The following is a 22942-nucleotide window of genomic DNA, read 5'->3' as shown; positions in this document are numbered from 1 at the left end:
AAATTTTCTCACAATGGAAAATAGAATCATAGTATCGCCTTCACCGCATATTCATAGTGGTGATAGCATCAGTAAAAACATGTACGGAGTGCTTATTGCACTTATACCAGCGTTTTTGTTTTCAGTGTACCAATTCGGTTGGCACTCTCTTTTGGTTACCGCTATTTGTGTACTTACCTGCTGTTTGACGGAGTATTTTATTACAACCTTTATGCTTCGTCGTAAGAACTATATCTTCGATGGTTCTGCTATTCTAACAGCTGTGCTTTTAGCATTTAACCTCCCAAGCACTTTGCCTTGGTGGATTGTGGTAATAGGTTCCATTATCGCTATCGCTATCGGTAAGATGGCTTTCGGTGGTTTGGGTAACAATATCTTCAACCCTGCCTTGGTAGGTCGTGTATTCCTTCTGATTGCATTCCCCGCTCAAATGACTACTTGGCCTGTGGTATCTCACTTTGCAAAAGCAGTAGATGGTGAGACTATGGCTACCCCTCTCTCTTTTATGAAAGAGGCTATCAAGGGAACGGAAGGAGCCTTGGAGCAAATCCCCAGTTCTTTAGATCTTTTCTTGGGCCTTAATCCTGGGTCTATGGGAGAAATCTCTGCCATTGCTCTTCTTATCGGACTTGTGTACATGTTGGCTCGCAAGATCATAACATGGCACACCCCTATATCTATCCTTCTCACAGTATTTGTCTTTAGTGGTATTCTTTACTTAGTCAATCCTTCTATATATCCCTCTCCCATAACTCACTTACTTACAGGAGGACTTATGTTGGGGGCTATCTTCATGGCTACAGACTATGTATCATCTCCCATAACCAGCCGAGGACAACTCATTTATGGGGTTAGTATAGGTCTTCTAACTGTAATTATTCGTACTTGGGGTGCTTATCCAGAGGGGATGTCTTTTGCCATTTTGATTATGAATGCATTTACCCCTATTATTAACTTGTATTTCAAGCCCAAGCATTTTGGTGAAAAAGTAAAGAAAGTAAAGGAGGTAGCCAAATGAAAAAGTTAGCATCTACATTTCCTAATATGCTCCTTTCGCTCACAATTATATGTCTTGTAGTTGGAGCAATACTGGGAGTAATGAATCAGGTAACTAAAGATCCTATTGCAGAGACAGAGCTCAAGAATAAAACAGAAGCTATTAAGCAAGTTGTTCCCGAGTTTGACAATGCTCCTCTTGATGAAAAAATAGAGGTGGAGTTAGAGGGGGAAGCTGAAAAACTTACCGTCTATCCAGCTAAAAAAGGTGGTTCTTTAGTAGGTTACGCTGTACAATCTTACTCAAACAATGGGTTTTCTGGACGTATTGATGTAATGGTTGGATTCGAAGCTACTGGAGTTATTAAAGACTTTTCAGTACTTAAGCATTCAGAAACTCCAGGACTTGGGGCAAAAATGCAGGAGTGGTTCCACTTAGACAACCTATCATCTACTTCTATTCGTAAGATGTCTGGTGTGGATATGAACACAGAATCCCCCCTTGTAGTAAGTAAAGATGGTGGTAAAGTAGATGCAATTACAGCATCTACCATCAGTAGCCGCGCTTTTCTGGATGCTATTAACAGAGCTTATAGAACTTTCCAAAAGGTAAATGGCTCGACTGATTCTGCTACTTCTGAAGAGGTGGCAAACGAAGCAACAACAAGTGCTACAATCGTAGAGAAAGGAGCTGAACAATGAATAAGTATATAACTACTCTTACAAATGGGATTATCAAGGAGAACCCTACATTTGTTCTTCTCCTTGGCTTGTGCCCTACCCTTGCAACTACAACATCTGGAATTAATGGGATGAGTATGGGATTGGCGACTACTTTTGTTTTGATTTTTGCCAACTTAGTAATATCTCTACTCAAAAAACTTATTCCCGATGCAGTACGTATTCCTGCTTTTATCGTGGTAATTGCAGGCTTTGTGACCGTACTCCAGCTACTTATCAAGGCGTTTTTACCCGCTTTGGATGCCAGTTTAGGACTTTTTATCCCGCTGATCGTGGTAAACTGTATTGTTTTGGGTCGTGCTGAATCAGTAGCATCAAAGCAGAACCCTGTTATTTCTGTACTTGATGGTATCAGTATTGGCTTAGGTTTTACCCTTGCTCTTACTGTTTTGGGAGCTATCCGAGAGCTATTGGGTTCTGGTAAGATCTTTGATGTTACACTTTTCCCAGACTCTTACGGAGCATTAACTTTCATTCTTCCTCCAGGAGCTTTTTTGGTATTGGGATGTTTGATCGCTCTCTTCAATGTGGTAACAAAGAAATCTTGATGTTGGACTTTTAATTGATATTCTATTATGCATTATATAATGATTGTCATAGCAGCGATATTTGTTAATAACGTTGTATTGTCTCAGTTCTTGGGAATCTGTCCTTTCTTTGGGGTTTCTAAGAAGATAGACACCGCCGCTGGTATGGGGGCTGCCGTAACTTTCGTTTTGGCAATAGCCACTATGGTGACCTTTTTGATTAACAATTACGTATTGGTTCCTTTCAATATAGGTTTCCTTCAAACTATTTCGTTCATTTTGGTTATCGCATCGCTCGTGCAAATGTTGGAGATGGTATTGAAAAAGGTCTCTCCTCCTTTGTACCAAGCGTTAGGAGTTTTCTTGCCTCTTATTACGACTAACTGTTGTGTATTGGGGGTAGCAATATTGGTTATCCAGAAGGATTACAACTTCGTTGAGAGCCTTGTTTACTCAATTGCTACAGGATTAGGGTTCTTTCTGGCAATGGTGGTTTTTGCGGGGATGCGTGAGCAACTCTCCACAGCCAACCTTCCCAAAGCTATGAAGAATGTACCTATCGCAATGATTTCTGCAAGTATCTTAGCTATGGCGTTTATGGGCTTTAGCGGAGTTGCATAAGGGTTCTACATAGTAAATAACAGCACAGAAGCGGCTCTTCATCCAATTGCGATGGAGAACCGCTTTTTTCTTTTATTACTCTTGTTTGCGCCATGCCTCGAGATGAAAATCAACAAAAACCAATCCAAACAGAATACTAATTTGCTGTCTACTATAGTGATGACTATGAAGGCACTCGCACACCGGCTCCAATATCTTCGCACGAAAGGCCGCGGGTATAAAGTTCATGGAAGAGAAGGGCACGTTCGCTCTCTTGGTTGGAGAGGATACCCAAAATTAGAGGCTGAAAATTTCCCGAACGCATTCGGGGAATCCGTAGCTCAACGCCACATCCATAGCCCTGCCTCCGACGGGGATAGAAACCATTGTACTGTTCCCCCTCATACTCTTCGACAAAAAGAGTACGTTCTTGCTCCGAGAAGGTGTTCAATAATACACGAATAAGTTCGTTAATACCTGACTCCGATGATAGCATTTCAGAAATAAATGCCGACTTTTGTGATGTTGTAAGCTCCATTGTTCTTAGTTTGTTTTTTGTTCTTACCTCAAAGTTAAGAGCTACGGGGCTTACACACTTTTTGAGGACAGTATCAAAGAATGTGAAGATTACTTCCTCTTTCTATGATGATTGTATTCGAAGCCTGTTGTATGAGCATGATGAGGGAAAAAGCTATTATCCAATGGTATAGATGATTGTATCGAAAAGGTATAACCCTTTTGAGAGTTTACACGGATAGTTTCGAGAGTTTACACAGACCCTTTTGAGAGTTTACACAGAAGGTTTCTCGCCCAAGGAGTAATATTTGCAAGAGTTTGTACGGATGAGTAGGGAAGTTTGTATGGATGTCAGCAGAGTTTGTACGGATGAGTAGGGAAGTTTGTAGGATGTCAGCAGAGTTTGTACGAATGGAGAGGAAAGTTGCTGTGGAGGCTTGGTAGACTCCTACGGATGCTCGGCAGATTTTGCACGGAGGGTTTTGAAAGTTGGCACAGAAGGGCAAGGGAGGGGGCAAGAGCATCGCTCTTATGCTTCCTTAGTAACCTTTGCTGGGTTGCTTATAGGCTTTGACAAAAGGTATTGACTTATTATTTGTAGCATAATCTATCGAGCCCTTAAAAGTCTTTTAGAAGCGAACTGTAGTAATCCATCATTCATAACCATGCGAGCAATTGTCTTGAATAGATGGTTAGAGTCCCTATACAAAGAAAACCCTTTGGAGGGGAGTGTCGACTTATTGATTATGATTCGTTCTTTACGATGGGGGCTTCTGTCGCTTAGCCTCCTCTTCTTTTCGATGCTTTCGATGCCTTTGCGGGCGCAACAGCTCTACACATCGCCCATTACGGTGCAGTACACCGATGGCAAAGTCTCTTACTTCGACACCTTAGACGAGGCGTTTATGGCACTCAAAGCAGGGTGCGTAGTCTATATCCCTTCGGGTTCGTACACCTTGAGTAGTAAAGAGGAGACCAAAGTCAAGTGCCAAGTAGCTATTTACGGAGCAGGCTGTAGACCCTATGGTAAGGATACCGACTATACCCGTATAACGGGAGATATTATCTTGAAAGAGGGCGCCTCCTCTTCTATCATTATGGGGCTACGTAGCGAGAGTCATATTTATGTGGAAGCTAATGTAAAGAACATCTTGATAAAGAATGTGGATGTGAATTATATCAGCTTTTCCTCTGAAAGCAATACGGGTTGCGTGGTAACTTCTTCTGTGATACGATATAGTGTGAGTGGAAATGGAAAAGCTCCCGTACAGGTAACAAACTGCTTGGCAGGATACATTGGAGGTATAAAAGGAGGCGAAATAGCCAATTGTATCTTAAGGGGAGGGGGCTACTCCTACTCCAACTACAACTGGTCCTACTCCTCCCTATTACGTAACAATATCGGATTAAGTATGACAAACGGCAAGAGCATCTCTAACTGCCAAGAGGAGTGCAATATGGTGGGGGCTCAACCACAGATACCCTACCCATCGGGGGGCTTGGAGGCACTTTTTGAGAAGTACGATGCCTCTGACCCCTTCAATCTGAGCAAAAACAACTACCGACTCAAAAAGGGTGTATCGGGCACTAATGCGGGTACCGATGGCAAAGATATTGGGCTCTATGGGGGGAGCGGCTTTGACGATAGTGGGCGTGCACCTATCCCCAAGATAAAGATACGCGAGATAGCTCCCCAAACGGATGAACAGGATAGACTGAAAGTAAAAATAGAGGTGATAGCCAACTAAGGGAGATGAAACAGCCTTTTCACAAAGTCTACTGTACGCTCCTACTACTCCTCACCCTGGGAGCCTATAGTGCGACGCTTGAAGCCCAAACACGCACGCTGTGCTACTGGTTCGATGGCGACCCCTCGACATTGCGGCAAGATCCTTTTGGTTTTTGGCAGGGCGATGAGGCAGAGATTGTACTCAACACCGATGGGCTAAGCCATGGACTGCACCGAGTAAGTACCCAAGCAGCGTGCCGATGGCACTTGCACCCCCGTTGTATCTGCCTTTTTTATTAAGCCAAAGTATCAGCAAGGGGCGAATGGTTCGGGACGGGTATATGCCTGGGTAGGAGACCCGAACCGCACACTCCCTATTATACACGATGTGGGCAAAGAGCAGGGGTTGATAGATATCTCCTTTCTCATAGGAGGGTTTCAGATACCCTATGGGTTACAAACGCTTTACTTGCAGTACGTTTCTTCGGAGGGTGTTGCCTCTCCCATTACCTCTGCCCGCTTTATCCACCTACCCCGTGGTACAGAACGGGTCGAAGTATGGGTCGATAGAGTGGGGGGTAAGCCTCTTTTCTCTCGTGAAGTAGAGCGCAAAGAGGGGCAAAACCTACTACTTTTGGACCTCTCGGTAGAGACGGCGCAACTCTCTCTTACCCCCGGAGTACATCGTTTCTATGTTCGTTATACACGTTCCGATGGGGGGCAGTCGCCTTTGGAGTCTGCCTATTTTCTCAAAGCGCCTATCGATCTCAAGAAAGACCGCATCCAAGCGGTGCGTTACTGGTTTGACAATGATATGCGCACGGCTCGAGAGTATACTTTCGATAAGCCTTGTGCTCCCGGTGCTGTGCAAGAGATAGAGCTCTCTACCCGCCATATCCCCAAAGGGAAGCATAAAATCAGTTTGGCATCGGTAACAGAGAGTGGTATCTTGGGGCAACCTACTACCGATAGTATAGAGGTAATGTATGGCTTGCCCTCGGCAGTTCGTCTGCAACGCCTTACTCCCGACCCCAATGCTTTGGTACCCGAGGGAGTGATGGAGGGAGGAGCAGTACTCTTCCACTACCGAGTGGTAGATACGCTCAAACGTGCCGTAGAGGGAGCTTCTCTACTCTTCTCCTTGAATGTAGAGGGCAAGAAATACCTCTTCCGATCTTCTCCCTCCGATAGCACGGGGATTGTAACGATAGAGGTGCCCACAGCAAGGTGGAAGGATGAGTGGAAGGCGATTGGCTCAAACGACCGAGTATACATACCCGTAGGCAAAATTGCTACTGTACAGCTCTCGAAAGTAACCTTTGAGGGGTACGATACACCCATAGAGGTCGTTCATAACGACTTCAAGGAGCATAAGGTGCGTTGCTTGCCTCTTCTGAGCCGCTCTTTCTCTTTTGAGATGAAATTAGGCGTTAAGGGCAAAGTGGGTGGAGACATCGGGATAGGTACTGGAGAGGCTTCTGCTGCTCTAAAGAAGGGCTTTTCTTTTGGCTTCGAAAGAGGCGATGACCTCCGCATCTCAAAGTTCAGCGCTGCAACAGAGGTCTCTGCATCGGTGGCAGGTAAACTGAAATGGGGAAAGAAAGGGGCAAGCTCTTCAAAATCTTCTTCTTTCTCAGGATATGTAGGTGCCAATGGGAAACTATCGTACCAACTAAGTATGCAGGGCAAAGCAAGCGGTTGGAACCTCTTAGAAGCCTTGGGCATACTATACACCTCTCAATACTCTGCAGTAGCCTCTCGCTCCCTTTTGGTCGGGATGAATGCTTTGCGCAAAATGCTTGACAACCCCGCTCCCTCTCAACAACTATCGGCAACCTCATCACCCTCTGTGGGGTGGGGCTTCGGGGCTGGAGTCTCGCTAAAGGGTATTAGCCTCGGCAAGAAAGTAGATCTCTCTTTCTCGGGTTCTCTTGCAGCAGATTTCGATTGGAGCTTTAGTGGAGAGAAGCTATTACCATCGGGACAGATATTACCCTACAAATCGATGTCGAGCGCTCTGGCTCTCTCTGCGGAGGGCGAAGCCGATTTCTTGAACAAGGTAACACGCCGTAAATGGAGTACCTTTGCTGCAGGGAAAAACACCTCTCCGCTATGGCAAGGAGGGGTAGAGGGTACTGTAAAATACAAACAGACGCAGGAGAAAACGTTGGAACCCGATGGAGAGACTCTACGAGAACTTGCCCTAAAGGATAACGTTTCCTTCAAATTTGGTATCGTAGGAGAAGGAGCCTTTTTCGACAAACTAACCAGTCTGACGGGAGTAAAACTTTCGCTCGAAAAAACGATAAAGTACGCTTCGGCTCTCAAAAGTAAGAAGGCTATGACCCGACTCCTCGCCTCAAAGCCCGAAGCAGTTACCGAGAAGATATTCCCGCAGATTTACAATCCGACGGTTGCCTTTGAGGCGTTGAGAATATATAATATACTCAATGATGAGACGACTCTCGTCTCGGGACTCAAAGAAGCTTTACAGGGCAGTACCACCAACTACCCATGGGAGCAACTTACATTTGAAAACAAACGTTCGATAGGGGTGGTAGGAGAGCTGGAGATACCTATTGCCAAAGGTGCCCTCTGGACACTTAGCGTAACGGGTAGTACCGAATTGGAGTTGGAGTATCCTCGTCAAGAATCATTTTTCAGTACTCAAGATCAATGCTTCTTCCCCTCCTACTACTATCCTATGCGAAACGATGATGAGGCCCGAACGCTCGAAGAATTGGGTAGTTGGACAGAGTCCATGTTCAATCTCTTTAGCGAGATAATAACCCCAGAACGCAAGGAGACTATGGATCGCTATGCTGGCGAGCTATCCGACAGGAAAGAGGTCGTAGTGGGGGCGGGTTCGGTAACTACTTTTACCAATACTTCACGTAGCTATGGTCCTGCCTTACGTCGTTACGATCTACTCCGTTCTGCTCCCCAAGAGGATATTTCTCACCTTACATTTACGCTTGCAGAGCAATCCCTCCCCTCAGGAGCCGTGATAGACTTCTCCTATTTCTACCCTGCTGGCGACTTGTTGGGGGTAGATGACAAAAAGGAGCAAATACTCATACTAAGCGATTTCTTCACCCTTAAAGCTCGAGAAGGCGTAAACGATATTGCAGAGACACGAGAGCCCTTTACGCTTCGTTGCACAGTGGGGCGTGATGACTTGGCTTTGGTAGGGTTTACTTCGGATGCCGATGTACATCTCTACTATACCGCAACAGACGATGGCGTTTGGCAAGACCTGGGGAGCATTGGTAAAGATTTTACCCTCTCGAAGTTAGGAACTTATGCTTTAGGTGCTAAGATGATTTTTGACACGGAGCCTCCTAAACTCTCGCTTTCGTTCAATCAAGAGGAGAAGAAGATTTGGCTCTCTGTAGAAGAAAATGTGGCTCTAAGAGACGAAAGTTGGTATTGTACAATCAATGACGAAGAAGTTGTTCTCGAAAAGATTGATAATAATAACTTCGTTCTCTCTCTGTCGACAGAACAGTTAAAGGCAGACTCTCTCTCTGTTTTGGTAGAAGTAACAGACCGAGGAGGCAATCGCACCCAAACGGTAGCTACATTCTATCCACAAAAAGATATTCCTGTAGTTTCTATCGAGCATAGAGCTGTCTCTTTATATCCCTCTCCCGTGCATTCTATATTACACGTTCGAGGAGAAGAGATTTATCTTGCTGGCGAAGCAATTCTGTACAATGCACAGGGTAATCAGGTAGGCGTCTACAAACTAAGTGCTCCAGAAACGAGTATAGATGTTAACCACTTGCCTTCTGGAGTATATTGGCTACGGATCAAGAATAGAAGCTACAGCTTCATTAAGGAGTAGTAATTGCTACTATGTATAAAAAAACACAGCTCTATTGAGCTGTGTTTTTTCATTCAAAAGGCTATCTGTACTTTCTGAAAAGCCTTTTATTGTTGAGACTTCGACATGTTACAAATCTCAAGCTCCTTCATTAAAAGCCTTGGCTATACTATTAGTAATCTCTTGCATCTCTTCTGGGGAGAGAGCAGGAACAAGAGGTCGTCCTAAACACATATCTTTCTCTTCGTTAATTGGGATAAGATGAATATGCGCATGAGGTACTTCCAGACCAATAACAGCTACGCCCACTCTATGACAAGCAACTACCTTTTCTATGGCCTTTGCTACTTTCTTTGCAAAAAGAGTAAGCCCAGATAGTGTGTCGTCATTAAGATCAAATATATAATCCACCTCTTGCTTGGGCACAACTAATGTATGCCCTTTGGTAGTAGGGTTTATATCTAAAAACGCATAAAAAGAATCATCTTCTGCAACCTTATACGAAGGAATTTCTCCCTTGATAATACGACTAAAAATAGAAGGCATAAACTTTCAGAGCTATTAGTGGTGTACTTATAGAGTGATTTCGAGAATCTCCAAGCGTAGAAGCCCAATAGGAATTTGGATTTCGGCAATTTCTCCTACCCTTTTCCCCATAAGCCCACGTGCTATAGGAGCTGTTATGGAGAGCTTTTTCTCCTTAAAGTTTGCGTCAGCCTCTGGTACAATAGCATAAGTTACCTCTGTATTATCGTCGAGATTACGCACGCGCACCTTTGTAAGAATTTGTACTTTACTTGAGTCAATCATAGACTCATCTATGATGCGAGCGTTGGCAGCTTTTGTTTTCAACTGAGAAATCTTTGCTTCAAGCATACCTTGTGCCTCTCTAGCAGCATCGTACTCTGCATTTTCGGAAAGATCTCCTTTGTCGCGCGCCTCTGCTATTTGTTGAGCTATTGCAGGGCGTTCCTCTTTTTCAAGGCGACTGATCTCTGCCATCAATTGATCAAACCCTTCCTGGGTCATGTAACTATATTCCATATACTCTGTTTTTCTTTCTACAAATAAATAGTGCTATGCCTCTTACATTCCCTTTTCATAGCAGAGAAAGAACAGCCTCCCCCTCTTTTTCCATTCTTTAAACATGGGAAGTGTTCTCTCTTTTCGGCTGCAAAGGTAGTTAAAATGTGGCAATCTCTACTATTCTTTATGTTTAACGATATATATCGTTTTTACATTTGTTACACTTTAACGTTCTCCATTTGCATTATATGGGCTTTTTTCTATTAAAAATAGGGTTCTTTATCCTATTTAGGAGTCTTATACTGCGGGAATATCGATTTTATTTACTTATTTTGTAGTCAGGAAGCAAGATAGGTGTCGAAATTATTCGATGACGGTCGGGCTTATTTCCTTTTGAGAAGATATGGAACAGACGAACAAAACATCTAACGAAGAGATTCTTCCTACGAAGAACGAACTAACTGAGGGAGCCCAAGAGCAAACCCCAGCATTTAAGAGTTATACTCCTGAGGAGATAGAGGCTATGACTTGCCCTGAGATAGTTGATGCTATTGTATTAATGTCTCAGCAAGATGTCTTGCCTCCTCGTCGAGAGATTGATACTTTGAAGCGAGCTTTTGACAAGAAAAAAGCGGAATATGCAGAATCCTCAGACGAATCTCATGCAGCACTTCTTGAGCAAGCAGAGATACAAGAGAGCCGTCTCAAAGACCTTTTGCAGACCTATAAAGAACGCTATAAGCAGCAGTTGGAAGATGCACAAAAGGAGCAGGAGAATAATTTTGAGAAAAAGATGTCTCTGATAGCTACTCTTCGAGAGATTGTGGAGAGCAATGCAGACTTTCAAACCATTCGTACCCGCTACCATGAACTGATGGAGTCGTGGCGTAGCATCGGCTTGGTTCCCGAGAGCAAATATGCCAATATGCAGCAGGAGTTCAATCTTTGGACGGAGAAATTCTACGATTTGAAGCAGATTAACGATGAGTTTCGTTCCTACGATTTCAAGAAAAACCTTCAAGCCAAAAGAGATTTAATAGAGCGTGCCAAAGAGCTTTGCGACAGCACTGATGTTGTGGAGGCCTCTAAAGAATTGCAGGAGCTACACCGTCTGTGGAAAGAGACAGGCCCAGTAGAAAAGGAACTTAGAGAACAAATTTGGCAAGAATTCAATGAGTATTCACGCACCATACACAAGAAACGCCAAGAGTTTTTTGATAATCGCTTAGCACAGGAAGAAGCTAATCTTGAAGCAAAGAAGGCACTTTGCGAGCGGGTAGAATCTTTGAATATCGAAAAGCTAAAAACTATGCGTGCTTGGCAAGAGGCCACAGAGAAAGTTCTTGCCACCCAGGCAGAATGGAAGACTATCGGTATAGCTCCCAAGAGTGATAACGCCTCTATTTATGCTCGTTTCCGTGCTGCTTGTGATTTCTTCTTCGAAACAAAAGCTTCCTTCTTTAAACAAACAAGAGAGGAGTATAGTGAAAACATCGAAGCAAAGAAAAAGATTGTTGGCGAAGCAGAAGCTCTAGCCTCCAGCACAGATTGGAATAAAACAGCCGACAGACTGAAGGCTCTGCAAGCAGAGTGGAAGAAGATAGGTCCTACTCCAAAGAAAATAGGAGATGAGCTATGGCTTAAATTACGTACTGCCTGCGACACTTTCTTCGAAGCAAAGAAGGCACAAACATCAGGCCGCTCGGAAGAACAAAATAAAAACTTAGAGCTGAAACGTGATATTATAGCAAAGATTGAAGCCTTTGCAGAAGGGGAAGAAGAGGCTAATGCTCAAGAACAGCGTGAGCGTCTTAATGCCCTAATAAATGAATTCAACGAGGTAGGTCACGTACCTTTCAAAGAGAAAGAAAAGATTTATAAGGCCTTCCACAAAGCTGTGGACAAGGTCTACGAAAGACTACAGATATCTCGCAATCAACAGCAAATAGAACACTTCAGCGAGACATTGGATGCTTTGGTGCAAAGTGGAGATGTACGCAAACTTAAGGATCAATTAGAGCACCTTTATCGAGTGAAAGAAAAAATCGAGAAAGAGATGCAAACAACCACATCCAGTATGGATCTCTTCTTCAGTACATCTAAGTGGGGTGATAGTATGATCAAAGAAATTGAACATAAGAAACAACGGTTGGACAGAGATCTCGTTGTTATAAAGGAGAAAATCGCCTTGCTAAGAGATAAGATAAAAGAAGCGCAAAGCTAAGAACAACAAGGCTCTCTGAAGATTAACGTCTTGCATAATAGTGCCTTTTAGAGAGTTCAAAACTGTTCTTTTCCCTGATATTTTAGAAAATCTTTGGAGGTGTGTGTGTAGAAGCATTTCCAAAGATTTTTTCTTTGAGACGATACAATAATCGCTCCCTAATTATGGGAAGCAAACACTTGTAGAATAAAAGTTTTTAAGCAGAAGGGTAATGGAAAGACGACAAGAAGAAACGGAGCGTGTGAGACTATTATTGACAGGCGCAACAGGTTTTATTGGGAACTATCTGTTAAAGGAAGCCCTACAAGAGGGATATGACGTCTGGTGTGCCGTGCGAGCCGAGACTAATAGAAATACCTATAAAGGTTTGTCTGTTCAGCTATTGGAATTTGATTTCTCCTCTACCGAAAGAATGAGGCAAGCCCTTAATTCTGTACCTCGAAAAGAGGAAGAACCTCCTTTTCATTACATTATACACAATGCGGGTATAACGAAAGCAACCCGTCCAGAACTTTTTAAAATAGCCAATGCAGATCAAACTCAAAATTTTCTGGAGGCTTTAGCTTCATTTGCACCCCCAAAAAGGTTTTTGTTGATGAGTAGTATGGGAAGTTATGGATTGAATAAAAGCAACAATCCCATGAGCTCTTCAATGATTCAAAGCCCACATACCGAGTATGGGAAAAGCAAACTTCTTGCCGAGCAATATACCCTTTTAAGCTCTATTCCTGCCACAATAGTACAGCCGACGGGTGTATATGGATATGGAGACAAGGATTACTGGATTACGGTAAATACGATGCAGAAGGGCTGGAGTTTCTTGGCAGGCTTAACTCCTCAACAACTTTCCTATGTCTACGTAAAGGATTTAGTTAGGGCGGTATTCTTTCTTATGAAACATAGTAACACAAAGGGTAAGAGCTACATCGTTTCAGACGGGAATGATTATAGTGATGATGAGTTCACAATAATTTGCCGCAAGCTATTGAAAAGAAAGATTTGCACTCTGCGCATCCCTCTTCCTATTATCTATTTTGCTTGCCTTATAGGGGACTTTTACGGGAAAGTTACAAAAAGACCAATAGCCTTAAACAGAGATAAATACCCCATTATAAAACAGCGTAATTGGCGATGCGATATTACCCCATTACGTAGTTTAGGCTTCCGCCCAAAGTATGGCTTAGAAGAGGGATTAAAAGATACCTTTCATGAGGCTGGCTGGTTGGATTAGGAAGATATTCCCGTCTTTCTGCCCGAATGTCTCCTTGCACAAAATCCCAAAAGAGCTCCTCTATAAACTTTTAACTCCCGTGCAGCGGTTGCGCAGGTAATACGAACGTACTACTTTTCACTCCTCTTCTTCTTGCAAAGAACGGTAGTATGCACTGTTACGGGGATGATATTTCAAAATATCTCTTCTTAATTGCGTCTTATCAATATGGGTATAAATCTCCGTTGTACCAATATCTTCATGCCCCAACATGATACGTATAGCCTGTAGGTTAGCCCCTCCCTCGAGCAAATGTGTAGCAAAACTATGGCGGAATGTATGAGGGCTAATGTCTTTAGTTATACCTGCCAAGATTGCAAGATCCTTTATAAGACAAAAGACCGTTATACGCGAAATTGCCTTACCTCGTCGAGAAAGAAAAATATACTCCGTCTCTCCTGGTTTGGGCACAGGTCGCTTGTCGGAAGAAAGATACTTGTTAATGGCCTCCAATGCCGAGGTACTAATAGGTACTAAACGCTCTTTACGTCCCTTTCCCCACACTTGAATAAACCCCTCCTCTGGATGTACATCGCGTAACCTCAAGTGACAGAGTTCGCTCACTCGCAAGCCACAACTGTAGAGCACCTCTATAATAGCTTTATTGCGCAGACCCTCATCCTTAGTCATATCTATACTCTCAATGATTAGGTCTATCTCTTCAACAGAAAGAACGGTAGGCAGATGAAGTCCTATCTTGGGGGTTTCTAAGAGTTCACTCGGGTCAATCTCTACATACTCCTCAAGTATCAAGAAGCGGTAGAAACTCTTGATACCCGAAATCACACGTGCTATAGAGCGAGGGGAGATACCCAAATCATAGAGTTGAGCTACAAAATGCTGTAAAGTAGTATAGGTAACATCTTCCAGTTTGATATTGCCCCCTTTCATGTAGGCGAAAAGTTTCTCCACATCTCCAAGATAGGCCTGAATGCTGTTTTCAGTAAGATTAAGTTCTAAGCGAAGGTAACGTTTGTAAGCATCTATCAACTCTCTCTCTGTCATAGTAAAAGGGAAGAATTTCCAAGGTAAAGCTTTATCTTTGTACGCAAAGATACGAGCAATATGACAATGCGACCCAAACGAATTGCTATTTTAGATGGTCCTAACTTAAATAAAATAGGGGTACGCGAACCTCATATATATGGTACTACTCCTGTTGTAGAGAGGATTGAGGTGCTAAAATCTACTTTCCCCGATGTTCTTTTTTACTATCGCCAGAGCAATCACGAGGGGGTACTTATCGACTGGTTACATGAGCTAAATGAGAAGGAAGTACTGGGCATCGTACTCAATGCAGGTGCCTATACACATACATCAATAGCTTTGGCGGATGCTATTCGGTCTATACAGATACCCGTTGTGGAGGTACACATCAGTAATGTAGCTGCTCGTGAAGAATATAGGCATCACTCTTACCTCTCTCCTGTAGTTGTCGGTACTATTTCTGGCTTTGGAGTGTATGGTTACCATTTAGCAGTGCTTGCCCTTCTCAACAAATTATCATCAAACAAACATGTCGAACAAATTAACTAAAATAGTTGCAACCATCAGTGATGAGCGTTGCGACACAGAGTTTCTTCGCTCCCTTATTCAAGAGGGAGTCAATGTTGTACGCCTTAATACGGCACATATGTCTCCCGAAGATATGGAGCGCGTTATAGACAACGTACGCGCTGTAAATCCTTATGTCGGTATTCTTATGGATACCAAAGGGCCCGAAATAAGAACTACCAAATGTGAAGAGCCTATTTGCTTTCAGGCAGGAGACAGAGTTTGCCTAAAGGGTGCTCCTGAGGAGTTTACGACTCGCCAACAGATATCACTAAGCTATCCCGATATTATCAACGTACTGAAAGTGGGGATGCGCATATTGATAGACGATGGAGACTTGGAGTTTCAGGTTGAAGAAATCAAGGAGAGAGAGGCGGTGTGTGTAGCCCAAAATGAGGCTACGCTCAAGAGTCGCAAAAGCGTCAATATACCCGATGTACACATTCCCCTCCCCTCTCTTACAGCAAAGGATTTGCTGTTCATAGAGCATGCTATCCGCAAAGACATTGATTTCATAGCACACTCCTTTGTGCGCACCCAACAAGATGTCCTCGACATACAGCACATTTTAGATGAGCATAATAGCCCCATCGAGATTATTGCAAAGATTGAAAATCAAGAGGGAGTAGACAACATCGACAGCATTCTCTCGGTAGCATCGGGCATCATGGTAGCAAGAGGAGACTTGGGTATTGAGATCCCTTTTGAGAGAATACCAGGTATTCAACGCCACCTTATCCGTAAAGCGATTGAAAGAAAGAAGCCTGTAATCGTTGCGACCCAGATGTTGCACTCCATGATCGAGAATCCTCGTCCTACACGTGCAGAGGTAACAGATATTGCCAATGCAATCTATTACCGTACCGATGCAGTGATGCTAAGCGGAGAAACAGCTTATGGGAAGTATCCCGTAGAGGCCGTACGCACCATGAGTAAGGTAATATATGAAGCCGAGCAGACACGTTTGGAAGCCAACGATATAAGAGTGCCCATAGAGGGAGACGACCTAACCACCACAGCCTTCTTGGCCAAGCAAGCGGTGAAAAGTATCTCCAAGCTCAATGTAAAGGCTCTTATAGCCGATAGTTATACGGGTAGAACGGCTCGCTACTTAGCAGCCTTTCGCGGCAAAGTACCCATCTACGCTGTTTGTTATAGAGAACCGATATCAAGACAGTTATCCCTTTCCTACGGAGTAAAGACCACCTACGTTCCTCTCGAAAAGGGAAAACCTCAAAATCTCAAAGAGGCCTTAGAGCAATTAGTAACCTTGGGCTACTTGACTTTGGAAGATAAAGTCGCTCACATGAGTGGGAACATCGGCAAAAAAGGCTCTACCAACTCTTTAGAAATAGATACCGTACAGAATCTCATAGATCACCAATAAAAAATAACATCTATAAATAAGGAGACACTCAGGAGTAAAACCTCCTCTGATGTCTCCTCTTTTTATCGCTCTATGTCTTTACAATCGGAAGAATTAGAGCTCTATTTAGAGCAACACTCCTCGCAAGAGCCCCCTCTACTCTCCTATCTAAGAAGAGAAGCTCAGGTACATTTGCTCCAACCGCGTATGCTTTCGGGGCATTTACAAGGACGCTTTCTCAAAATGTTGGTCTCTTTGCTACAACCCAAGAATATACTGGAGCTGGGTACCTATACAGCTTATGCCACTTTATGTTTGGCAGAGGGGTTAGCGGCAAATTCTTCGGCACGGGTACACACAATAGAGTGCAATGATGAGATGGAAGACTTCATCCGCCAATCACTCTCTCAATCTCCTCTTTCGCAACGTATAACGCTACATATAGGAAAAGTAGAAGAAATCTTACCCTCGCTACTGAGAGAAACAACCTTCGACCTCGTTTACATTGATGCCGATAAGCGTCAATACTCTCTCTACTACGATTTGCTTATAGACCAGCTCCCATCGGGCGCATTGATCATAGCAGACAATACCCTTTGGGATGGAAAAGTGCTACAAACCCCTACCCCAAAAGATGCACAGACACAGGGAATTGTAAGTTTCAATACATATATTGCCTCCGACGAACGCGTAGAAGTAGTTTTACTACCCCTGCGAGATGGGCTTACCCTCATTCGTAAGAGATAAAAGAGCCCTTAAAAACGAGCATTTCTCTTAAAAAACATTCTTTATCGCTATAATCTGTTAGGGTAAAGGTATTAAAATGCCTATTTTACGGTATTGTTGTCTTTTTTACTCCATCGTACCTTTGCAATGTAGAAAAAAATAACAGGCTGATGGTTGCCATCAAGGTTTGCAACAAGCGGTTGCATGGATTGTGGTTAAGTCTCTCTTTGGTAAGATAGTTTTTCCTATACCTTGAGTTGCTAACCAAAGGTCGTAAAAAACGCATCAACTGCATCTTTGGGCAGTGTTGTTGTTATGATATTTTCTTCTCTCTTTCAATTTATTTCCTTATTCGTCAAGAGCCTCTCTCGTTTTCTGATTATCGAGGGAGGTTCTCTTTTTAAGGCTATGGGTACTCTGCTCTCGAGACAAAAAGCATTGCACAGATAGAAAAAGTTGTTTTCTATAGTCTATAAAATCAAAAAATACAGAGAGAATCTCTATTTTTAGATTGAATATATATATTTACAGACTGAATATATGTATATTCAGCTTGCATATATACATATTCAATCTTAGTATAAAGAACTTATCGAAGCCAAAACAACTTTAGGCAAGGAAGTTTTAAGCTTTCATACAAAAGAAGGCAAAGTATAAGAGATTATGTAATAGAAACTTATACACTTCTATGGGTCCTCGATAAAAGTTTTCCGAAAGGAGGAAATAATCAAAGGGGGCTGTGTCAAAATTCATTTTTGGCGCAGCCCCTCTATCTTAACCTACGAATGGTTTCGTCGGACACGATGTAAGTTCATCAAGAGTACACTCCCCCTGGACCTAATGTAACCGATCTGTTCTCATCATAAATTAGCACAGTAACTCCCCTACCCTCCAAAGAGCGAATAAGGTCGAGCAACTCGTCATACGAATAAAAGGCGCGCTCAATCTGCAGAAAAGAACCTGCAGGAATAGAATCCAACTCCTCTTGAGACAAATGGGTAGCGATGATAGGAGTAAGGTTCTCCTTCTTTCGTTTTATTAAAGTCTTCTTACCCCTCTTCTTCTGCAAAAGAACTGCCCAACGCATCAACCGACGAGATAGCCAAGAGCCTTTGTGATACTTATTGTAAAAAAGCTCCATCGCCCCATAAAACGCTCCCAAATAGCGGTCTGGATTGGCAGAAGCACTTTCGCTCTCCCCTTTATAGTGCAGTATCGGTATAGGCAAATAATAGTTCTTATAGCCCCTTTTTAAGATGCTATAAGAGAGGTCTATATCCTCTCCGTACATGAAATAGCGTTCATCCAAATAATTCGCCTCTTGAAGAGCCTCTCTCCGCATAAACATAAAGGCTCCCGAGAGTATAGGTGCCTCACAAACAACCTCATTGGAGAGATGCCCTAAATAGTAACGATTGAAGAGAGAACTTTTAGGGAAGAGGTTTCCCAACCCCGTTATTTTACAAAAAGCGACAAAAGGTGTTACCTCTCCTCTTTTGCTCTCTGGTAAAAAACTTCCTTGCGCATTCATCATACGCACTCCTAAAGCTCCCGCATCTCTGTGATTTTCCATAAAAGAGATACACTCCTTAAGAGTAGACTCTCCGATTAAAGTATCAGGATTAAGAAGCAGTGCATACTCAGAATAAGTCTTTTTTAAGACCTGATTATTAGCCCTTGCAAAGCCAATATTATCACTATTGGCTACTATGTTACACCAAGGGAATCGCTCCCTTAGCAAGTCGACAGAACCATCTCCCGAGGCGTTGTCCACCACCCACACCTCTGCATCTATAGAAGTGATAGCCTTAGCAACAGAATCTAAGCACTGTGCCACAAAATGGGGCACCTTATAATTAACAATAACAATCGTCAGATCCTTTGCCATTACCTATACAAAGAGTAGCCGACAGATTACTCTACGATTACGAGGTAATACTGTTTTTTCCCTTTCTGCACCAGTAAATAACGCCCAGCTATAAGGTTCACAACAGAGAGAGTAAGTTCTGTGTCTTCCACCTTCTCCTTATTTAAGCTAACTCCACCACTTTTAATAAGTTTTCTAAGCTCTCCTTTGGAGGGGAAAATTGGAGCCAATTCCGTGCAAACATCGACCATTTTAGGGGAAGAAGTAAAGTGCTCTCTATTTATAGAGAACTGGGGAACTCCCTCCATCACGGAGAGCAGCATATCTTCCGACAAGTGCTTCAAAGCCTCTGCCGTACCGCCTCCAAAAAGTATTTCAGAAGCCTCGACTGCCGCCTTATAATCCTCCTCGCTATGCACTAATACGGTCATCTCTTCAGCCAACTTGCGCTGTAAAATGCGCTTGTGAGGTGCAGTCGCGTGCTCTTCGGCAAGCAGATTGATTTCCTCCAAAGACAAGAAAGTAAATATCTTGATGTAACGAAGTGCATCTTCATCACTAACGTTAAGCCAGAACTGGTAGAAAGTGTAGGGAGAAGTGTAGCGACGATCTAACCAGATATTTCCTTTCTCAGTTTTTCCAAACTTACCTCCATCAGCTTTAGTTATAAGAGGACACGTAATTGCAAAAGCTTCTCCGCCATCTATACGTCTTATAAGCTCCGTACCCGTAGTGATATTACCCCATTGGTCGGAACCTCCCATCTGTAAACGGCAACCCTCATTGCGGTAGAGATAGAGGAAATCGTAGCCTTGAATCAATTGATAGGAAAACTCCGTGAAAGACAATCCCGAACCATCTTGACCATCAATTCTCTTTTTTACAGAATCTTTTGCCATCATGTAGTTAACTGTGATATGCTTTCCTATCTCTCTGATGAAGTCGAGGAAACGCCACTCCGACATCCAATCATAGTTATTGACCAACTTTGCCGCATTAGGCAGATTGCTATCAAAGTCCAAAAAACGAGCTAACTGCCGTCCTATTGCCTCTTGGTTGTGGCGTAAAGTATCTATATCTAACAACTTACGTTCAGCACTCTTCATAGAGGGGTCGCCAATCATACCTGTTGCTCCTCCCAATAATGCAATAGGACGATGACCGAAACGCTGCAAGTGACGGAGCATCATTACCCCTACCAAGTGTCCTATATGGAGAGAATCTGCCGTAGGGTCAATACCCACATAGGCAGAAGTTAATTCTTTCGCCAACTGTTCTTCAGTGCCAGGCATTATATTATGTAGCATTCCACGCCACCTGAGTTCTTCTACAAATGAATTCATACTGTATATTTTCTCTTTATATTTTATGTGCAAAGGTAAAACCTCTATAGGGAAAATCGTAGTCTTTCCTCTCGGCACAATTAAAGTTCTACTATGGTTATGCCTGCTCCTCCAAAACGCACATCTTCATCATAAAAGCGTAATACGTGGGGGCGGGTGGATAACAACTCTCGAATACTCTGCCGCAAAGCTCCAGTACCTGTACCATGTAGGATGCGCACTCTATGGCATCCTACCTGTATCGCTTCGTCTAAGTAGTAATCGACCGCTTGCATAGCGTCTAAAGCTCTCATACCACGGAGGTCTAACTCCTGCTTGAAGTGCACTTTCTTCTCGTGCAAGTGCTCCGCAACGTTGCCGCTTTTTTTCTCCGTAAGCGAAGAAAACGAGGCTTTTGTTTTGTCTACTCTTTTTGCCTGACTTAAAGGGATAATCGTCTGCATAGTCTCTCCTAAAGCGAGCAATAAAGAAGTCCCTTTTATCTCCAACACCTCTCCCTCTATACCATTGGGAGTAGCGACCCAGCAGCCTACCTCTATGGGGCGTTCTTTGGGGGCAGGAGCAGCTTTTGCAGAAGAGTTATTTGGGTGAGGATTCTGACGCTTTTCCTCCTTACGCTTATTCCTCTTTTCGATACGTTTAAGCTCTTTTTCAATTTGCTCAGAAGCGAAAAGGGTTTCTTGTTCGGGAGATGTCTCGTGTACTTTTTGCGAAAAACGCTCCAAATCACGTCGTGCCTTCAAGGTACGCTCGCGTTCTGCGGCACTCTCTTTAATCTCTCGTATGGTTCGTTCTATCTGTGCATTGCTTTCTTGCAGTAGTTGCTGTGCCTTCTCCTTAGCCTCCTGCATGATTTGTTGCTTCGAGGCTTTAAGTTGAATGAGATCTTTTTGATAACGATCAATACTCTCTTCCAACTCCCTCTCTCTCCTGCGGATCATCTCCCTCTTACGCTCCCAATAACGTCTATCGCGCGCTATCTCCTGAACATATTTGTCTGAGTCTATCAACTCTCGGCCTACTAAAAGGGAGGCTCTATCAATTACCTCTTTGGGCAAGCCCGATTTCTTGGCGATCTCTATGGCAAAAGAGCTCCCAGGATGCCCTATTGATAGTTTGAAAAGAGGACGCATCGCCCCTCTATCGTAAAGCATTGCCCCATTGACCACCCCCGCATGCTCAGTGGCATATTGTTTTAAGTTGCGGTAATGGGTAGTTATCAGTCCAAAGCTTTTTGCTTCGTTAAATTCTTCCAAGAGAGATTCTGCAATAGCTCCCCCTAACTCAGGCTCGGTTCCGCCTCCAAACTCATCGATCAGCAAAAGAGAAGAGGGAGAAGCTAAAGAGCAAAAATGCCTCATATTAACCAAGTGGGAACTATAGGTACTCAAATCATCCTCCAAAGACTGATCGTCTCCTATGTTTACAGCTATCGTTGTAAAAATTCCTACCGTAGAGTCGGGATGTACTGGTATAGGAAATCCCATCTGTAGCATATATTGAAGCATTGCACAGGTTTTGAGACAAACAGACTTCCCCCCTGCGTTGGGACCAGATATGATTAAAATACGTTCTTCTGGGGCTTTCAACAAAAGGTCAACGGGCACCAAAGAGCGTTTTTCTGCCTCTAAAGTTCTACGTAGTATTGGATGACGTGCTTGCCTCCAATCAAGATGCGGGAAAGCTAAAAGCTCTGGGATTACAGCCCGTTCCTCTTGCGCAAAAAGAGCGATGGAAAATAACGCATCGAAAAGCCCTACCAGCCGATACATTTCCAATATCGAGGGGATATGAGGGCGAATAGTATTGGACAACTGGACAAGGATGCGTATAATCTCACGACGCTCAGCTACGTCGAGCTCTCGTATACGGTTATTTGCCTCAACGATTTCAATGGGCTCTATAAAAATGGTCTTTCCCGTGCTCGACTCGTCGTGTACAATCCCTTTCAAATAACGCTTATAAGCAGGTGTAACAGGTATTACAGAGTGTCCATTTCTAAGTGCAGGACGTGCCTCTTCCTCTGCCCATCCCTGCTCTATTGCATAGGCCAAAATGCGTTTTACCTCTCTGCTTATATTTCTCTCTACCTGCGTTCTATCGGCTCTTATACTCGCCAACTCGGGGGAAGCACTGTCTTTAATCCGCCCAAAACGGTCCAACAGATCTTCAATACGACGACTAATTTCAGGGAGCAATAATCCCTCGGGCAGGAGAGCTATTAGGTGCGGGAAACGAACAGGCGTCTCTTCGTCCTCTCCGACAGTACCTCTCTTTGTGTCGCCTAAAAAAGAGTATAGAGAGGCTACCCTATTGATAAGAGTTGCCAAATGGGGTAACTTTTCTTCTGTTAAGTAGGTTCCCTCTGGACGGATAGACTCTATACTCGCCCGTAAATCTTCCAATGCAAGATTGGGTAATTCCCTCTGTTCCTCCAAAATTAGAAATAACTCTCGCATACGTTCAAGTCGCTCGAAAAGCTCGGCATAATCTGCGGTCGCTTCCCAACGCTCCAAGACCTCCTGCCCCATGGCACTACGAGACTTTCCTTTTAAGAGAAATCGTATGGCATCAAAACCTATCTTCTCTTCAAAAGAACGGGGAAATATGGTTAGTTTACTCATACACGAT

Annotated in this window: 18 protein-coding genes and 1 pseudogene; 12 read left to right on the top strand and 7 right to left on the bottom strand. The window is 43.5% G+C overall.

All coding sequences use genetic code 11. The features are described 5' to 3' along the window. Nucleotides 1-13 precede the first annotated feature (13 nt). The 4 genes from B5D06_RS05890 to rsxA are packed head-to-tail and all read left to right on the top strand — an operon-like array spanning nucleotide 14 to nucleotide 2885. On the top strand, nucleotides 14-1018 hold the full coding sequence (locus B5D06_RS05890) for an RnfABCDGE type electron transport complex subunit D (protein ID WP_078737085.1): 1005 nt from the start codon (nucleotides 14-16) through the stop codon (nucleotides 1016-1018). Then, nucleotides 1015-1698: an RnfABCDGE type electron transport complex subunit G gene (locus B5D06_RS05885; RefSeq protein ID WP_078737084.1), complete on the top strand. Its 684-nt coding sequence runs from the start codon at nucleotides 1015-1017 to the stop codon at nucleotides 1696-1698. Before B5D06_RS05890 ends, B5D06_RS05885 begins: the two co-directional genes overlap by 4 nt. Continuing rightward, nucleotides 1695-2285, top strand: coding sequence for an RnfABCDGE type electron transport complex subunit E (locus B5D06_RS05880; RefSeq protein ID WP_078737083.1), 591 nt, complete (start codon nucleotides 1695-1697; stop codon nucleotides 2283-2285). The genes B5D06_RS05885 and B5D06_RS05880 overlap by 4 nt, the downstream gene beginning before the upstream one ends. Before the next feature lie 27 nt (nucleotides 2286-2312). Continuing rightward, nucleotides 2313-2885, top strand: coding sequence for an electron transport complex subunit RsxA (gene rsxA, locus B5D06_RS05875; protein ID WP_078737082.1), 573 nt, complete (start codon nucleotides 2313-2315; stop codon nucleotides 2883-2885). Nucleotides 2886-3014: 129 nt separating this feature from the next. On the opposite strand, the pseudogene B5D06_RS05870 reads toward rsxA, so the two are convergent. Further along, nucleotides 3015-3402, bottom strand: a pseudogene (locus B5D06_RS05870) (transposase); the annotation flags it as partial. 724 nt (nucleotides 3403-4126) lie between these two features. Here B5D06_RS05870 and B5D06_RS05860 point away from each other — a divergent pair. From B5D06_RS05860 to B5D06_RS05850, 3 genes are all read left to right on the top strand, one after another. Next, nucleotides 4127-5128 carry a hypothetical protein gene (locus B5D06_RS05860; protein ID WP_078737080.1) on the top strand — a complete coding sequence of 334 codons (1002 nt, stop codon included), beginning with the start codon at nucleotides 4127-4129 and terminating at the stop codon, nucleotides 5126-5128. A gap of 5 nt (nucleotides 5129-5133) precedes the next feature. Next, on the top strand, nucleotides 5134-5409 hold the full coding sequence (locus tag B5D06_RS05855; RefSeq protein WP_078737079.1) for a hypothetical protein: 276 nt from the start codon (nucleotides 5134-5136) through the stop codon (nucleotides 5407-5409). A gap of 88 nt (nucleotides 5410-5497) precedes the next feature. Next, on the top strand, nucleotides 5498-8956 hold the full coding sequence (locus B5D06_RS05850; protein ID WP_078737078.1) for a T9SS type A sorting domain-containing protein: 3459 nt from the start codon (nucleotides 5498-5500) through the stop codon (nucleotides 8954-8956). A gap of 117 nt (nucleotides 8957-9073) precedes the next feature. Here the strand turns inward: B5D06_RS05850 and B5D06_RS05845 are convergent, their stop codons facing one another. Further along, on the bottom strand, nucleotides 9074-9481 hold the full coding sequence (locus B5D06_RS05845; protein ID WP_078737077.1) for an HIT family protein: 408 nt from the start codon (nucleotides 9479-9481) through the stop codon (nucleotides 9074-9076). Nucleotides 9482-9508: 27 nt separating this feature from the next. Further along, entirely contained in the window at nucleotides 9509-9979 is a 471-nt protein-coding gene (gene greA / locus B5D06_RS05840; RefSeq protein ID WP_078737076.1) for a transcription elongation factor GreA, read from the bottom strand. Nucleotides 9980-10364: 385 nt separating this feature from the next. Here greA and B5D06_RS05835 point away from each other — a divergent pair, with 385 nt between their 5' ends. Both B5D06_RS05835 and B5D06_RS05830 read left to right on the top strand, forming a co-directional pair. Then, entirely contained in the window at nucleotides 10365-12185 is a 1821-nt protein-coding gene (locus B5D06_RS05835) for a DUF349 domain-containing protein (RefSeq protein WP_078737075.1), read from the top strand. A gap of 211 nt (nucleotides 12186-12396) precedes the next feature. Beyond that, on the top strand, nucleotides 12397-13416 hold the full coding sequence (locus tag B5D06_RS05830; protein WP_078737074.1) for an NAD-dependent epimerase/dehydratase family protein: 1020 nt from the start codon (nucleotides 12397-12399) through the stop codon (nucleotides 13414-13416). A 117-nt stretch (nucleotides 13417-13533) separates the two neighbouring features. On the opposite strand, the gene xerA is transcribed toward B5D06_RS05830, so the two are convergent. After that, nucleotides 13534-14460: a site-specific tyrosine recombinase/integron integrase gene (xerA, locus tag B5D06_RS05825; protein ID WP_078737073.1), complete on the bottom strand. Its 927-nt coding sequence runs from the start codon at nucleotides 14458-14460 to the stop codon at nucleotides 13534-13536. Nucleotides 14461-14520: 60 nt separating this feature from the next. On the opposite strand from xerA, the gene B5D06_RS05820 reads away from it, so the two are divergent. The 3 genes from B5D06_RS05820 to B5D06_RS05810 all read left to right on the top strand — a co-directional run bounded on the left by B5D06_RS05820 (nucleotide 14521) and on the right by B5D06_RS05810 (nucleotide 17122). After that, entirely contained in the window at nucleotides 14521-14991 is a 471-nt protein-coding gene (locus tag B5D06_RS05820; protein WP_078737072.1) for a type II 3-dehydroquinate dehydratase, read from the top strand. Then, nucleotides 14972-16396 carry a pyruvate kinase gene (pyk, locus tag B5D06_RS05815; RefSeq protein ID WP_078737071.1) on the top strand — a complete coding sequence of 475 codons (1425 nt, stop codon included), beginning with the start codon at nucleotides 14972-14974 and terminating at the stop codon, nucleotides 16394-16396. Before B5D06_RS05820 ends, pyk begins: the two co-directional genes overlap by 20 nt. 72 nt (nucleotides 16397-16468) lie before the next feature. After that, nucleotides 16469-17122, top strand: coding sequence for an O-methyltransferase (locus B5D06_RS05810; RefSeq protein ID WP_078737070.1), 654 nt, complete (start codon nucleotides 16469-16471; stop codon nucleotides 17120-17122). Nucleotides 17123-17915: 793 nt separating this feature from the next. Here B5D06_RS05810 and B5D06_RS05805 read toward each other — a convergent pair. From B5D06_RS05805 to B5D06_RS05795, 3 genes are all read right to left on the bottom strand, one after another. Next, nucleotides 17916-18989, bottom strand: coding sequence for a glycosyltransferase family 2 protein (locus B5D06_RS05805; protein ID WP_078737069.1), 1074 nt, complete (start codon nucleotides 18987-18989; stop codon nucleotides 17916-17918). 26 nt (nucleotides 18990-19015) lie between these two features. After that, complete coding sequence (gene tyrS, locus B5D06_RS05800; RefSeq protein WP_078737113.1) at nucleotides 19016-20311, bottom strand: tyrosine--tRNA ligase; 1296 nt, start codon at nucleotides 20309-20311, stop codon at nucleotides 19016-19018. Nucleotides 20312-20391: 80 nt separating this feature from the next. Next, nucleotides 20392-22935, bottom strand: coding sequence for an endonuclease MutS2 (locus B5D06_RS05795; protein ID WP_078737068.1), 2544 nt, complete (start codon nucleotides 22933-22935; stop codon nucleotides 20392-20394). Nucleotides 22936-22942 lie beyond the last annotated feature (7 nt).

The organism is Porphyromonas circumdentaria (genome assembly GCF_900167105.1).
Taxonomy (GTDB): domain Bacteria; phylum Bacteroidota; class Bacteroidia; order Bacteroidales; family Porphyromonadaceae; genus Porphyromonas; species Porphyromonas circumdentaria.
This window is presented reverse-complemented; position numbering and strand designations above follow the sequence as displayed.